Source organism: Pedobacter insulae (assembly GCF_900113525.1).
Lineage (GTDB): Bacteria > Bacteroidota > Bacteroidia > Sphingobacteriales > Sphingobacteriaceae > Pedobacter > Pedobacter insulae.
In genome coordinates this window covers 106,759-122,111 of record NZ_FOPP01000011.1, presented here as the reverse complement: position 1 = coordinate 122,111, position 15,353 = coordinate 106,759, and the positions used below count along the sequence as shown (strand labels likewise).

Sequence of the window (15,353 nt, the reverse complement as noted above, 5' to 3'; positions counted from 1 at the left end):
AATTTGTTTAGCAGAACACAAAAGCCGACCAAAAACCGACTTCGTAAGTCGACCTCAAAAGCACCGACTTACGAAGTCGGAAAGTTGGGTCGGAAAGTTGGCGCAAATAAAAGCGGTACAAAATTGCTTTTGTACCGCTCTTAACTGTTAATTGAAAACTGTAATTGACTATTTGCCTTTTGCAGCTTCAGTTTCAGCTTGCTTTAATGCTCTAGACATTGCAACCGAAACAATTGTATCTTCTGGAGTATTAGTAACAGCGAATTCGCCTTTTTCCAAATCACGAACACGGAATAAATTACCAACTTCCATTTTAGCAATGCTTACTTCAACTACCTGCGGCATATGCTTAGGCAATGACTTAACACGTAGTTTACGTAATTTTTGAACTAATTTACCCCCCATTTTAACACCTGGAGATGTTCCTGTTAATTTAACTGGAATTTCCATAACGATTTCTTTCTCATCAAATAATTGAAGAAAATCAACGTGTAATAATAGATCTGTTAAAGGGTGAAATTGTACTTCTTTAATAATAGCTTTGGTTTTAGTACCACCGATATTGATTTCTAAAAAGTTAGCCTCCGGTGTGTAGATAGCTTCGTTTAAATCAGTTCTTAATACTGCAAAGTGCACTTGCTCTTTACCACCATACAATACTGCAGGAACTTTACCTTCATAGCGAAGCTCTTTAGCATCGCGTTTCCCTACGTTCTCTCTTGGAGAACCGCTAATTGCGATTGTTTTCATTTTGATATATATTTATTGTTAAAATTAAATTCTCTACTAAACCCTAAATAGGTCGCTAATTGAACCATGCTCGTTTACATTGGCAATGGCCTTTGCAAATAATGGAGCGGTGCTTAATACTCTTATTTTACTACTTTCTTGTTTCAAAGGAATTGTATCAGTTACGATCAGCTCTTCTAATTTGGAGTTCTCTATCGTTTCATACGCTTTGCCCGATAAAACCGCATGCGTACAAACGGCTCTCACACTATTCGCACCATTTTCCATAATTAAAGCTGCTGCTTTAGCCAAGGTTCCGGCGGTATCGCAAATATCATCCATTAACACAATATCTTGTCCGGTTACGTCTCCAATAATCGACATAGATTCAATTTCATTGGCACGTAAACGACGTTTATCACAAATTACAACTTCTGCATTGAAGAACTTTGCAAAAGTACGAGCCCTGTATGAACCACCCATATCTGGCGAGGCTATCGTTAGATTTTTTAATCCTAAGCTTTTTATATAGGGCACAAAAATAACCGACCCATCTAAGTGATCAACCGGAATATCAAAAAAACCTTGTATCTGAGCCGCATGCAAATCCATAGTCATAATACGATGGATACCAGCAGTTTTCAACAAATTCGCCACCAACTTAGCTCCTATGGCTACCCGAGGTTTGTCTTTTCTATCTTGACGAGATAAACCATAATAAGGAACTACTGCAGTAATGTAATGCGCTGAGGCTCTTCTCGCTGCATCAACCATTAACAAAAGTTCCATTAAATTATCGCTTGGTTGATTCGTTGATTGAACAAGAAAGACATCACTCCCTCTAATAGACTCGTCAAATGAAGGCTGGAACTCGCCATCGCTAAAGCGACTTAAAGTAACGCTTCCTAATGGCTTGCCGTAAGCTTCGGCAATTTTTTTCGCTAAATCTTTAGTGCCGCTTCCGGCAAAAATTTTAACTGGGTTAAATTGCAAGGGCATGATTTGTGGGTATCAATGCTGGTTAAAAAAAATCGGATTGCGGTTTTATTCACAATCCGAAAAAAAATTGTTGTCCGACCTGGATTCGAACCAAGACAAACGGTACCAAAAACCGTTGTACTACCCTTATACTATCGGACAATCTTTCATCACAAACGTTGTTCTGAAATGGAATGCAAATTTACGTATATTTTTTACAGCTGCAAGTCTAGATTGAAAAAAAATTAAATTTTTATTAAAACCCTATTCTAAGTGCATTTAAACGCCAAAAATTTATCAATCTCACTAAATATTTATATTAATATCAATCTAATTCTTTATTTTCGGCTGCATTTCATGCACTAAACATTTTTGTAATCACCAATTAATACCATGAATTATTCAAAAACGAACAATATCATAGGCTGGATTTGTTTTTTCATAGCCACATTAACCTATATTTTAACATTAGAACCCTCGGTTAGTTTTTGGGATTGTGGAGAATTCATTGCTTCCGCATTTAAAATGCAAGTTGTTCACCAACCAGGCGCTCCGTTATTCCTAATGATCCAACGCTTCTTTTCTCTTTTCGCGATGGGCGATGTGAATAAAGTTGCCTATTTTATGAATGTAGGATCGGCCGTTGCAAGCGGTGCTACAATTTTGTTTCTGTTCTGGACAATTACCGCTTTAGCGAAAAAAGTATTGATCAAGACGGGTGAAGAACTTACTTCTTCCAAGTTGATCAGCATCATGGGTGCCGGTGTTGTTGGCGCACTAGCTTATACTTTCTCAGATAGTTTTTGGTTCTCAGCAGTAGAATCTGAAGTATATGCATTATCCTCACTATTTACGGCTATTGTATTTTGGGCTATTTTAAAATGGGAAGCAATCGCGGACGAACCTCATGCCGACAAATGGTTATTATTTATTGCCTATATCATGGGTTTATCCATAGGGATTCACTTATTAAACTTATTAACCATCCCCGCCATTGCTTTCGTTTATTATTTTAGAAAAACTGGACAGGCTACCACCAAAGGCATTCTTAAGACTTTTGGAATTGGTATTTTAATTTTAGCCATCATTCAGTATGGAATTATTCAATATTTAGTTTCTTTTGGCGCTTATTTCGATTTATTCTTTGTAAACACGCTTGGTTTTGGTTTTGGATCAGGCGTACTTGTATTTGCTTTAATCGTAATTATCTCGCTCACTTGGGGCATCAGATATTCAATTAAACATCAGAAAAGAATTTTAAATCTTGCGCTCGTATCTACTGTGCTCGTTATTTTCGGCTATGCTTCTTTCGCAATGATTGTTATCAGAGCCCAAGCTAAACCAAACCTGAACAATAGCGACCCGGATAACGCTTTCTCTTTTTTAAGTTATTTAAATCGTGAGCAATACGGTGACAGGCCACTTTTGTTCGGACAAAATTATAATTCGGTCCCTAAATATGAAGATGATGGCAGCAGGCCAATTAGCGAGGTAACTGGAACCATTTACCGAAAAGGTGAAAAAAAATATGAGGTAGCTGGAAAAAAAACCAAGCAAGTTTTTGGAGAGAATGATGGCTTCCCTGATAGCATTAGAAGATTACAGCATCAAGTATTTTTCCCAAGAATGTATAGTGATGAGGCCAGACATGTAGACTATTATAAAGACATGATGAACCTGAGTGATACAGATTTTCCTGGCTTTGGCAAAAATTTTGGGTTCTTCCTGAAATACCAGACCGGTTTAATGTATATGCGTTACTTTATGTGGAATTTTGCCGGACGTCAAAATGACGACCAAGGTCAGGGTAGTGTTTACGAAGGTCAATGGCTAAGTGGTATCAAACCAGTGGATGCGATGATGCTAGGAGATCAAACAAATCTTCCTCCTTCCATTGTTGAAAGCAAGTCCTATAACCGCTTTTTCTTTTTGCCACTAATTTTAGGAATTTTAGGAGCAATATGGCACTTTAAACGCAATCAGAAAGATGCTGGTATTATTGGGCTTTTATTTTTCTTTACGGGAATGGCCATCGTATTATACTTAAATCAGAAACCTTTAGAACCTCGTGAACGAGATTACGCTTATGTTGGGTCGTTTTATGCATTTGCCATATGGATTGGATTGGGCGTATTGGCCATTAGGGAATGGCTAGCCAAAAAACTTACTCCGCAAACAGCGGCAATAGGAGCTACAGTAATTGCTTTGGGCTGTGCACCAATAATTATGGCAGTACAAGGTTGGGATGATCATGATCGCTCAAGTAAAATGGTTCCACATGATATTGCAGTAAGCTATCTTGAATCCTGTGCGCCAAACGCTATTTTATTTACTTATGGTGATAATGATACCTACCCGCTCTGGTATGCCCAGGAGGTAGAAAATATCCGTCCGGATATTCGCTTGGTAAATTTGAGTCTTTTTGATACCGATTGGTATATCAACAATATGAAACGAAAAGTTCATGAGTCAGAAGCATTGCCTCTTTCTATGAAACCAAACCAATATGTGTCAGGTGTTCGTGATGTCATGTATTATCAGGATTATAAAATCGCCGAGTCCGTGGAGCTTAAACAAATTGTGGAACTGCTACTTTCTGAAAACGAATCAGATAAGTTAGCGCTAAGCGATGGCAGCAAAACAAATTTTATTCCTACTAAGAACTTCAAACTAACGGTTAACCCAGAGGATGTAATCAGTACGGGTACACTTCCAGCGGATGCTGCAGATAAAATTGCACCAAGCCTAGAATGGAAGTTCAACAAAGGCTATGTAACAAAAGGCACCTTAGCCATGTTTGATATCTTGGCTCATAACAACTGGAAACGTCCGATTTATTTTTGTAGCACAGTACCTTCTGAACAATTTAATGGACTAGATAATTATCTATATTCTGAAGGATTAGCTTTACGTCTATTGCCATTAAAACCTGACAGCTTAAATGACACTGGCGACCAACCTATTAATTTAGATCCCATGTATAACCACGTAATGAATAAATTTAAATGGGGTAATGTGAAAAATGCCACCTATTTAGATTCTCAGTCGGCAGATGATATTTCTATCTTTAATAATATATTTAACAACTTAACTACGGGTTTAATTAAAGCTGGCAGATTAGAAGACGCTAAGAAAGTAGTTCGTAAATACGATGAGGTAATGCCGACTAAAATTTATGGAATTAGAACAATGATGAGTGTTGCCACCAGAGCACAGAACCTTTATATTTTAGGAGAAACAGCAAAAGCAAACGAACTGCTCAAAAAATCCGCTGAGTATATCCAAAAAGAAATTAGTTATCTGGCCGATGTTTCCAAGAGTAAAGGCATTTTGGTTGGCGGACAAAATGTGCAAATCGCTTTAGTTTATGGTTTAGAACCGATGGCTAAAGTTGCAGCCCAATACCAGCAAACTAAACTAGCCCAGGATCTGGAGAAAAAATACAACGAATTGTATAGCAGATTTAGTTTATACTTTGGTCCGCAGCAATAAAGCGCTTCCAATTAAACCTTATCACTTTTTTCAATTCTTACCATAGGATAAGAAAGCATCCATAAAAAACAAATATCTTTACCTCAATTAAAATAATTAAAATGAAATTAAAACTTAGTACAATTTTAGCAGTAGCTGTTATAGCATGTGGTTCTTTCTTAGCCTTTACACCAAAAGCAGATACTTACACAGTAGATTTAACAAAATCTAGTATTTCTTGGGAAGCAAAAAAATTAGTTGGCGGACATACTGGATTTATTGATTTAACTTCTGGAAGTTTAATATTTTCGGGAAAAAAATTAGCTGGCGGTGGATTTGTTGCTAATATGAGTAGTATTAAAACAATGGACAATGAAAAACCGAATGCAGGGTTAGACAAACACCTGAAAGCCGATGATTTTTTTGGTGTTGAGAAATTCCCAACGTCAAGCTTTACTATTAAAAAAATTCAGGGTAACGGTGCTAACGTAAATGTTACCGGAGATTTAACGATCAAAGGAAAAACCAATTCAATCACTTTCCCAGCCACAATAACTTGGAACGCTGATAAAACAGTTACTGCAGTGGCTGATAAAATTGAAATAGATCGTACTAAATATGGTATTGAATACAGGTCCAAATCAGTATTTTCTGACATAGGCAATAAAATGATCGAAGATATTTTCACAATCTCTGTAAAATTAGTGGTGAAAAAATAAGCCTGTTTTATTTTTGCTTAAAAGCAATCCTCACTTTAGCAAACTTTAAAAGTTTGTCAAAGTGAGGATTGCTTTTTTTGTTGAAAACGGATTTGTTAATTCGACTTTCAATATATACCTTTAACGCTATAGCTACATAACTCATCAAATGTCAGATTCCAAGCTCAACCTTTTAGTTATTGATGATGATGATATCAACATATTCATCATTAAAAAGATTGTTGAAAAAACAGGCTTCAATATTGATATGATAGCCAGAAACAATGGGCAACAGGCGATAGATTATCTAACTGATACCATCTCCCAAAATAAACCTCTACCAAGTTTAGTGTTAATTGACATCAATATGCCGGTTATGAACGGCTGGGAGTTTATTGAGGCCTATGAAGAGCTTAGCATTGAGCAAAAGGTAGACATGTACATTCTGTCATCTTCTGTTTATGAAAATGATATTGAAAAAACAAAAGGCTATAAAACTGTTCGAGGTTTTATCTCTAAGCCCCTTTCCATGGAGCGTCTAACTGAATTGATTAAAGCAATCAGGTAAATCTACACAATCTTAAACCGATCGTCCTCGAACTCAATGTAAGCTTGAGTTTTAGATTTGGAGTGATAAAACAGGCATTTCCAATGTTCTGACACTGCCTTTTTACCGTATTCATCCCGTAACTCCATGGCTTTTCGGCCATCGAAGTCGTACTTAGCAATGAACTTGCGAATCAATTCTTCAGGCTCTGGCAACACATCACCCCCAAAAAACACCTTATCTACCCCATCATCCATCAAAAAAACCTGATGAAAAGGGCAATGCGCACCCGTTAGTTCGAAACTAATTTGATCGTTTAATTTACCAGTACCCTCCACAAATTTCAACTGGGCATTGCGCTGCAAAAAATCAAAAATCTCTGTATGATAAGAGGAGGACGAGCTCGTAAATGCAGTTTCCCATTCTTCTCTTTGCATTACATAAGTAGCATTCGGGAAACTAAGCTCCATCTTTTCTCCCAAATGATGTACCATGCCTCCTGAATGATCGAAGTGCAAATGCGACATCAGCACTAAATCTACGTCCTGCGGGTCAAATCCTGCCTTCTTAATATTTTTATGTAAATGCAACTCCCCTGCTTCATCGCTATAGCCCAAACCTGTATCCAATAAAATCAATTGGTTATCCAACTTAACTAAAAAAGGTTGGACATGGATAAATAAAGAAGCAGGTCTGTCTTTCGGATTGTCCTTCAAAGGATCAAATGGTATAAATTTCTTAGTGGAATCTACAGAATAAGAACCTTCATTTAACGTAAAAACTTGCATCGGCATAGGCGAGAAAAGATATATAAGAAATATTGAAGCAAATATAAGGACGAACGGGGATTAATTCATCTCTTTTTTGTATCTATGCTTTAACAATTAATTGTTTATCAAAGAAACAGTAAAGATGGAAAAAAGATGGGCGCAAGTTGAACAAGGTGATCTGAGATTGAGCGATCTACTTGCCCGCGAATTGAATATTGATCGAAGTCTGGCTCAAATTCTAGCACAGAGGGGAATTTCAAACTTTGAAGAAGCACGCTACTTTTTTAGACCGCAATTAACACACCTGCACGACCCTTTTTTAATGAAGGGTATGGAAACAGCCATTGACCGGATTAAATTGGCGCTAGAAAGGGAAGAGAAAATAATGGTTTATGGCGACTACGATGTAGATGGTACTACGGCTGTGGCCTTAACCTACAGTTTCTTCAGCCAATTCACCAATAACATTGCTTATTATATACCCGACAGGCATAAAGAGGGTTATGGCATTTCTACTTTAGGGATCGATTATGCCAGTGAGCATAATTTCAGTTTAATCATCGCATTAGATTGCGGCATTCGTTCGGTTGATAAAGTCGACTATGCAAAAGGCCTGGGAATAGATTTTATCATTTGCGATCACCATTTACCAGGAAATGAAATCCCTTCGGCTATTGCGGTATTAGATCCGAAACAAAAAGACTGTGGCTATCCATTCAAAGAATTGTCGGGCTGCGGAATTGGGTTTAAATTAGCTCAGGCCTATTGCGAAGCGATGAACCTGCCAGACGAACTTTACACGCAATATTTAGATTTGGCCATGGTGAGCATTGCTGCAGATATTGTGCCCATAGTTGATGAAAATAGAGTACTTGCCCATTATGGCTTGTTAAAACTCAATGAAAATCCTTGTAGGGGTTTAAAAGCCTTAATGGAAATTGCCAACAAAACAACCCACTATACCATTACCGATGTTGTTTTTATACTTGCCCCTCGTATTAATGCGGCGGGACGAATGGGGCATGGCAACGAAGCGGTAAAAATGTTGCTTTGTGAAGGCGATATTGCATTAGTACAAAGCAATTTAATTAACGCACAGAATACCGATCGTAAATCATTTGACCAACATATTACCTTAGAAGCTTTAGCCCTTATTGAAGAAAATGAGGAGCTTATTCATCGAAAAACAACGGTGGTGTACCAACAAGATTGGAATAAAGGCGTGATCGGAATTGTAGCCTCCCGCTTAACGGAAAAATATTACCGGCCCACTATTGTTTTAACGGAGTCGAACGGATTTTATACCGGTTCAGCCCGTTCAGTTGTTGGCTACGATCTTTATGAGGCACTTGTAGCGTGCTCAGATCTGCTAGAGCAATTTGGCGGGCATAAATTTGCAGCGGGGTTGACCTTAAAACCGGAAAACCTGCAGTCATTCTCTCAAAAATTTGAAACTGTAGTTGCCGCAACTATTCATCCTGATCTATTAATTCCGGAAATACTGATTGATGCAGAGATTGATTTGGCACAAATAGATTCGAAGTTTTATCGTATTTTAACACAAATGGGACCCTTCGGACCATCAAATATGAACCCAACTTTTGTTAGCCACGGCGTTAGCCTGATAGGTTTTCCGCAAATTGTTGGCACAAATCATTTAAAGTTAAGTGTAAAACAACAAAATTCAGCTATTTTTGAAAGCATTGCCTTTGGCTTAGCGAACTTCGAGGAGTTACTAAGGCCAAATACATTATTTTCTATATGCTATATGATTGAAGAGAATGTATGGAAAGAAAAAAGAAGATTGCAATTAAATATTAAAGGAATAAAAATAGCATGATTTTAAAAGCCGAGAATCTGGTTAAAAAATATAAACAACGCACTGTTGTAAATGATGTTTCTTTTGAAGTAAGTCAGGGAGAAATTGTTGGGTTACTTGGGCCAAATGGTGCAGGAAAAACAACTTCATTTTATATGATTGTTGGGTTGATAAAACCAAATGAGGGCAATATCTATCTGGAAGGCGAAAATATTACTAAAGACCCAATGTATCGCCGAGCACAAAAAGGCATAGGTTATTTAGCACAGGAAGCTAGTGTTTTTAGGAAATTAACGGTAGAAGATAATATTATGGCCATCTTAGAGATGACCAATATGGGTAAAGAAGAGCGCCGAGAAAAATTGGAAGAACTAATCAACGAGTTCAGTTTGCACAAAGTTAGAAAAAACAGAGGCGATCTACTCTCCGGGGGCGAACGCAGGCGGACGGAAATAGCCAGAGCACTTGCTGCAAATCCAAATTTTATTCTACTAGATGAGCCTTTCGCTGGTGTTGACCCTATTGCGGTAGAGGAAATTCAAACTATTGTAGCCCGTTTAAAAGACAAAAACATCGGAATCCTGATTACCGATCACAATGTACAGGAAACCTTATCTATTACCGACCGTGCTTATTTACTCTTTGAAGGTAAAATCCTTGAGTCTGGCACACCAGAGGTGTTAGCTGCCAACGAAATGGTAAGAAAAGTATATTTAGGTTCGAACTTTGTACTACGCAGAAAAAAGCTATAAAAATCTATTCAATGGCAATTGTTAATTCAATATTTACCTGGTACATGAAGAAGCGCATCCATCAGATTGAGCTTTTTATGAAGTATCCATTAGATGTGCAGGAGGAATGGTTACACAGCTTAATTGCAAGCGCCCAAAATACCGAATGGGGAAAGCAGTATGATTACAAATCTATTTTAACGGTAGCCGAATATAAAGAACGCGTTCCTATCCAAAATTACGATACGCTAAAACCCTATATCGAACGGATGCTCAAAGGTGAGCAGAATGTACTATGGCCATCAGAAATAAAATGGTTTGCTAAATCGTCGGGTACAACAAGCGATAGAAGTAAATTTATTCCTGTCTCTGAGGAAGCTCTAGCAGAATGTCATTTTAAAGGCGGAAAGGATATGATTTCGATTTATTGCAATCACAGACCAGATACCCAAATGTTTACGGGAAAAGGATTGGTACTCGGGGGCAGTCATCAAATTAATCAACTCTGTGATGATATACATTTCGGAGACCTTTCAGCGGTGCTGATTAAAAACCTTCCCATGTGGGCAGAATATTATCGAACGCCTAATATTTCGATTGCTTTAATGGACAATTACGAAGAAAAGATGGATAAAATGGCTGAAGCCACCATCAAAGAAAACGTAACCAATATTGCTGGTGTTCCTACTTGGACGATTGTTTTAGCGAAAAAAGTTCTGGAAATTACCGGAAAAAAGAATTTGCTGGAAGTATGGCCTAATTTGGAGTTATATTTCCATGGCGCAGTAAATTTCGGACCCTATCGAGAGCAGTTCAAAGAATTGATACCTTCTCCAAACATGTATTATTTGGAAACCTATAATGCCTCGGAAGGCTTTTTCGGCATACAGGATCAAGATCAGTCTGAAGAATTACTTTTGATGCTCGATTATGGGATTTATTATGAGTTTTTACCCTTAGAAAATATTGGAGCTGAACAGCCCAAAACACTTTCTTTAGACCAAGTGGAACTCCATAAAAATTATGCGATCATCATTTCTACTAATGCCGGGCTATGGAGATATCTGATTGGAGATACCGTGCAATTCACCTCTATTCATCCCTTTAGAATTAAGATAACAGGTCGAACCAAGCACTTCATCAATGCCTTTGGCGAAGAAGTGATCATCGACAATGCCGAACAAGCACTGGCAAAGGCATGCGAAGCTACCTCAGCGAAAATAAGAGATTACACCGCTTGTCCCATATACTTTAAAGGTGAAGAAGCAGGCGGACATGAATGGATCATCGAATTTGAAACTCAGCCCAGCAATTTTGAATTATTCATTGATATAATGGATCAGACGCTAAGGGAAATCAATTCCGATTACGATGCTAAACGTTTTAAGGATATGGCTTTAAAAAGGCCAAAAGTGCATAATGTGCCAACCAATACCTTTTACAATTGGCTTAAGCAACGTGGAAAACTAGGTGGCCAGCATAAGGTTCCACGCCTGGCGAACGATAGGGAATATGTTGATGAGATATTAACAATGCTTTAAAATATCCTTTTTTGATTTTCAATAATTTTGTTTAAATTTAAGTAGCTAATAAACAAAACATTATGAGAACCGTTCAGCATGTCTTAAATACCAAACCTGTTCAAGTGTACAGTGTAACTGCATCCAGCTCTGTTTTGGATGGTCTAAAAATGATGACTGAAAAAAACATCAGTGCCTTATTGATTATGGAGGCCGGAACTTTACAGGGCATTTTTACAGAACGCGACTATGCACGTAAGATTATCTTACATGGTAAAGCCTCGAAAGATACGCCTATTAGCGAAGCCATGACCCTCAATCCAATTACCGTAACCTCGTCAGACAGTATTGATAGTTGTATGGAAATTATGACGGAAAAACATATCAGACACTTACCGGTGGTAAATGAAAATCAAGTCGTCGGTATGGTATCTATTGGTGATGTAGTTAAGTTAATTATTGCTGATCAAAAACAAACCATATCACAGTTGGAGAGCTATATTAACTCCTAGTCTTTCCACCTCCACTCTCCCGCAATTTTTAACGGTTCTTTTAAGCGTTGAGAAATTAAGAAGGCCTCTAATTTTTCTTCTGTTTGCTTCTGCACAGGTATTTTACCGGTATTAGCTAATGCATAAGTAAGCATAGCCCCATAGCGGACAGTGTTTTTCAAGCCTTGCTCATCTACCAGCTTAAACGTATCGCCATCAGAATGATAAAATGGTCCTGAATTGTTTGGCAATCTTCCTCCGGCTCCGCCGCCCGTTGGAATACCTTCTAATAAAAATGGTTGATGATCACTATGCAAACTTGCGCCCGCCAGAAATAAATTCCTAAAGTTTGTATCTATTTTTACAACATCGGCTCCCCAGGCAGTAAACAAGGGCTCCATCTCTTCTCTTGAAGTAGAAAAACCTTTTGGATCGTTTGTCATGTCATAATTCAGCATAAAACGCACCTGGTCTAAGGTTTTATCTTCTTTGCCCTGCGCTACATAGGCTTTAGAACCTAAAAGGCCTTGCTCCTCGCCCATAAATAGCACGAATTCAACAGTTCTTTTATTTTTAAGATTAAGCTTTTTGAATGTCCTTGCCATATCAATTACCGAGAAAGATCCGATACCATTATCTATGGCACCCGTTGCTAAATCCCAACTGTCTAAATGGCCACCAACCACAATTTTCTCTGCAGGAAACTCCGTTCCCTTGAAAGTAGCAATTACATTTCTAGCTTTAATTAAACCAGAGAAATTTGTCATCTCAATGGTCGAAAATTGCTGTGCAGTTTTGAGTTTTTCTTTTAACTCCATTCCACTTTCCAAGCCTATGCATACTGCAGGAATTGGAATTAACTTACCCGTAACCGAGGCAGTTCCCGTTAAAAGCACGCCATTTTTAACTGTATTGATAATAATTACGCCAATAGCACCATATTTTGTAGCAATCGCCGTTTTTTCAGAACGGTGTAGAGAGCCTGTTCCTTTTGGAGACCCCGGTAAAACACCCAAATAAATCAAAGCGATTTTCCCTTTCACCTTCTCCAATAAAGGCTGATAATCTGCATCCAGGCCATTACCTACATCAATAATCTCCCCGGTAACTTTTGATTCAACCGGTGAGTGCGCTAAAGTTACCGCTCTAACTGCTTTCATAGCTGTACTAGAAGGACCAACTTTAACGGAAATTGTTTTTCTATTCCAGCTTTCTACTTCAAATGGTTGATACTTCACCTCACAACCATAAGATTTTAGCAAATTATACGCATACTCTTCTGCTTTTGCGCCATTTTCCGATCCTGTTAGTCTGTGCCCAATTGTACTTGATGCATCTTTTAAATTCGCATATGCATTTGAATTGGTTTGTACCTCTTTGTTAATTTGTTTGAAAGCGGAACCAAAGTTATCTTGGGCGTTGGCACTAAAGCAAAGAGCAGCAAGTGCTAGGAAAAGGAAATTTCTCATTTGTAAATACGATTTGGTAAACTCGACCATTGAAAATTAATTCAGTGAAATTAACTTTTTTTTTGAAATAGATTATACAGAATTAAAGATTTCACTGATTAGTTACAATCCTGGTTTAATCCGCTTTTTAGGAAACGCCAAAGATGCCACGATACTAGCCGTCAAAATAGACACAATAACTATTAAAGAATGTTCCGTTGTAAAACCCCAGCCTTTTAAATAATCATGTGCAAGCATTTTGACTCCGATAAATGTTAGTAATATAGCCAGTCCCGTTTTTAAATAGTGGAATTTATGGATGATATTAACCAAAAGAAAAAACATCGATCTCAATCCCATGATGGCAAAGATGTTTGAAAAGAATACGATATAAGCATCTTTTGTTACCGCAAAAATTGCCGGAATTGAATCCACTGCGAAAATCAAATCTGTAAATTCAACAATTAACAGCACTAAAAATAACGGGGTTATTAGCTTTTTTCCACCTACTCTATGGAAAAACTTCTTGCCTTCATATCTAGGATGAATTTTAAAAAACCGGGCAGCAAACTTTACTACAGGATGATTCTCGGGATCTATCTTATCATCTTCTTCTTTTGAAAAGAACATTTTCACGCCAGTAAAAAGTAAAAACGCTCCAAAAACATATAGTATCCAAGAAAACTCTTTAATTAACGCTGCGCCAGCGAAAATAAAAATGAAACGCATGACAATGGCCCCTAAGATCCCCCAAAATAACACTCTATGATAGTATTTTTCTGGCACTGCAAACGCTGAAAAAACAAGCACAATTACGAAGATATTATCTACAGACAGTGCGTATTCAATCACATACCCAGTTAAAAACTCTATTCCCAGGTTCTTTTTATAAATGATTAAGCTTTCTTCAAAATGGCCTGGTATTAAGGTAATTGGGTGTTTATTTGCGGCTACAACCTCTTCGAGCCTAGCGTAGCTATCGATACCGTGTAAATATTGCCCTTCTAAAACCAGCAGCAGGTAAAAACTAAGCGCTAACACTACCATGATGAAACTCATGATGGCTGCTTGCTTTAAAGTGATCGTGTGTTCTCTTTTACTTAACAACCCCAGATCAAGTGCTAAAATGAGCACGATAAAGATTAAAAAACCGGAAATAAATAAAAGTTCGTGCGACATTATTTTTTGCGTTCTGTGGTATATCTAACTAATTGTTCTAGACCGATTCTGGCTTCACTTTCCTCAAAGGTGTATAAGACATCAAACGCCTGTTGCTGATATTCCAGCATCTTTTGGTTTGCATAATGAACTCCTTGTTTACTGTTTACAAAGTCAATAATCGCTTGGATTTTTTTTGGATCATCCTGATGGTTTTTAACTAAGTTGATTACTCTCTTTCGTTCTGCCTTATCAACCGAATTTAATGCATAAATTAACGGTAAAGTAACTTTCTTTTCTTTGATGTCTATTCCAAGTGGTTTACCTACATCATCCGTTCCAAAATCAAAAGTATCATCCTTAATTTGAAATGCGATTCCCACCTTTTCTCCGAATAGCCGCATTTTTTCAATCGTTTGTTCATCAGCACCTGCTGAAGCTGCTCCACAAGCACAACATGAGGCAATTAAGGAAGCGGTTTTTTGTCTTATGACATCAAAATAGAGTTCCTCACTAATGTCCATCCTCCTTACCTTCTCAATCTGTAATAATTCACCCTCACTCATTTGCTGTACTGCCTCGGAAACAATTTTCAACAAGGCGAACTCATTATTGTTCACTGACAACAATAGTCCCCTCGCCAATAAAAAATCACCCACCAACACAGCGATCTTATTTTTCCATAGTGCATTGATAGAGAAGAAACCTCTTCTCTCGTAGGCATTGTCTACTACGTCATCATGTACCAAGGTTGCCGTATGCAATAATTCTACCAACGCTGCACCGCGATGTGTTGATTCAACAATTCCGCCGCATAATTTAGCGGCAAAAAAGACAAACATTGGCCGCATCTGCTTACCCTTACTTTTTACAATATAATGCGTAATTCGGTTAAGTAAAGGGGCATCACTCTGCATCGAAGCTTTAAACTTTGCTTCAAACGCATCAATTTCGGTGGCTATAGGGAGTTTTATCTGATTTATTCCGGGCATT

The 15,353-nt window shown here is 37.8% G+C and carries 13 protein-coding genes; 7 read left to right on the top strand and 6 right to left on the bottom strand.

The window, feature by feature from the left end; all coding sequences use genetic code 11:
* Positions 1-168: 168 nt before the first annotated feature.
* Both BM207_RS16675 and BM207_RS16670 read right to left on the bottom strand, forming a co-directional pair.
* On the bottom strand, positions 169-750 hold the full coding sequence (locus tag BM207_RS16675; RefSeq protein ID WP_090997004.1) for a 50S ribosomal protein L25/general stress protein Ctc: 582 nt from the start codon (positions 748-750) through the stop codon (positions 169-171).
* A gap of 36 nt (positions 751-786) precedes the next feature.
* Positions 787-1,728 (bottom strand): ribose-phosphate pyrophosphokinase, encoded by a 942-nt coding sequence (locus tag BM207_RS16670; RefSeq protein ID WP_090997001.1) that lies wholly within the window; start codon positions 1,726-1,728, stop codon positions 787-789.
* A 372-nt stretch (positions 1,729-2,100) separates the two neighbouring features.
* Here BM207_RS16670 and BM207_RS16660 point away from each other — a divergent pair, with 372 nt between their 5' ends.
* The 3 genes from BM207_RS16660 to BM207_RS16650 all read left to right on the top strand — a co-directional run bounded on the left by BM207_RS16660 (position 2,101) and on the right by BM207_RS16650 (position 6,444).
* Complete coding sequence (locus tag BM207_RS16660) at positions 2,101-5,199, top strand: glycosyltransferase family 117 protein (RefSeq protein ID WP_090996998.1); 3,099 nt, start codon at positions 2,101-2,103, stop codon at positions 5,197-5,199.
* 101 nt (positions 5,200-5,300) lie between these two features.
* A complete protein-coding gene (locus BM207_RS16655; protein ID WP_090996996.1) occupies positions 5,301-5,897 on the top strand; it encodes a YceI family protein in 597 nt (198 codons plus the stop codon).
* A gap of 148 nt (positions 5,898-6,045) precedes the next feature.
* Positions 6,046-6,444 carry a response regulator gene (locus BM207_RS16650; protein ID WP_090996993.1) on the top strand — a complete coding sequence of 133 codons (399 nt, stop codon included), beginning with the start codon at positions 6,046-6,048 and terminating at the stop codon, positions 6,442-6,444.
* 2 nt (positions 6,445-6,446) lie between these two features.
* Here the strand turns inward: BM207_RS16650 and BM207_RS16645 are convergent, their stop codons facing one another.
* Positions 6,447-7,211, bottom strand: a complete 765-nt coding sequence (locus tag BM207_RS16645) for an MBL fold metallo-hydrolase (RefSeq protein WP_090997093.1) — start codon at positions 7,209-7,211, stop codon at positions 6,447-6,449.
* Between the two features lie 124 nt (positions 7,212-7,335).
* Between BM207_RS16645 and recJ the strand changes: the two genes are divergently transcribed.
* From recJ to BM207_RS16625, 4 genes are all read left to right on the top strand, one after another.
* A complete protein-coding gene (gene recJ / locus BM207_RS16640; RefSeq protein WP_090997090.1) occupies positions 7,336-9,033 on the top strand; it encodes a single-stranded-DNA-specific exonuclease RecJ in 1,698 nt (565 codons plus the stop codon).
* A complete protein-coding gene (lptB, locus tag BM207_RS16635; RefSeq protein ID WP_090996990.1) occupies positions 9,030-9,764 on the top strand; it encodes an LPS export ABC transporter ATP-binding protein in 735 nt (244 codons plus the stop codon). The genes recJ and lptB overlap by 4 nt, the downstream gene beginning before the upstream one ends.
* Positions 9,765-9,775: 11 nt before the next feature.
* The gene (locus tag BM207_RS16630) at positions 9,776-11,284 is read left to right on the top strand and encodes a GH3 auxin-responsive promoter family protein (RefSeq protein WP_090996987.1); all 1,509 of its coding nucleotides are present in this window, start codon (positions 9,776-9,778) and stop codon (positions 11,282-11,284) included.
* A gap of 62 nt (positions 11,285-11,346) precedes the next feature.
* The gene (locus tag BM207_RS16625; protein WP_090996984.1) at positions 11,347-11,775 is read left to right on the top strand and encodes a CBS domain-containing protein; all 429 of its coding nucleotides are present in this window, start codon (positions 11,347-11,349) and stop codon (positions 11,773-11,775) included.
* On the opposite strand, the gene BM207_RS16620 is transcribed toward BM207_RS16625, so the two are convergent.
* The 3 genes from BM207_RS16620 to BM207_RS16610 all read right to left on the bottom strand — a co-directional run bounded on the left by BM207_RS16620 (position 11,772) and on the right by BM207_RS16610 (position 15,352).
* Positions 11,772-13,223, bottom strand: coding sequence for a M28 family peptidase (locus tag BM207_RS16620; protein WP_090996982.1), 1,452 nt, complete (start codon positions 13,221-13,223; stop codon positions 11,772-11,774). The two genes, BM207_RS16625 and BM207_RS16620, sit on opposite strands and share 4 nt — an antisense overlap.
* A 102-nt stretch (positions 13,224-13,325) precedes the next feature.
* Complete coding sequence (locus tag BM207_RS16615) at positions 13,326-14,381, bottom strand: TerC/Alx family metal homeostasis membrane protein (protein WP_090996979.1); 1,056 nt, start codon at positions 14,379-14,381, stop codon at positions 13,326-13,328.
* Entirely contained in the window at positions 14,381-15,352 is a 972-nt protein-coding gene (locus tag BM207_RS16610; protein ID WP_090996976.1) for a polyprenyl synthetase family protein, read from the bottom strand. The genes BM207_RS16615 and BM207_RS16610 overlap by 1 nt, the downstream gene beginning before the upstream one ends.
* Position 15,353: the final 1 nt, after the last annotated feature.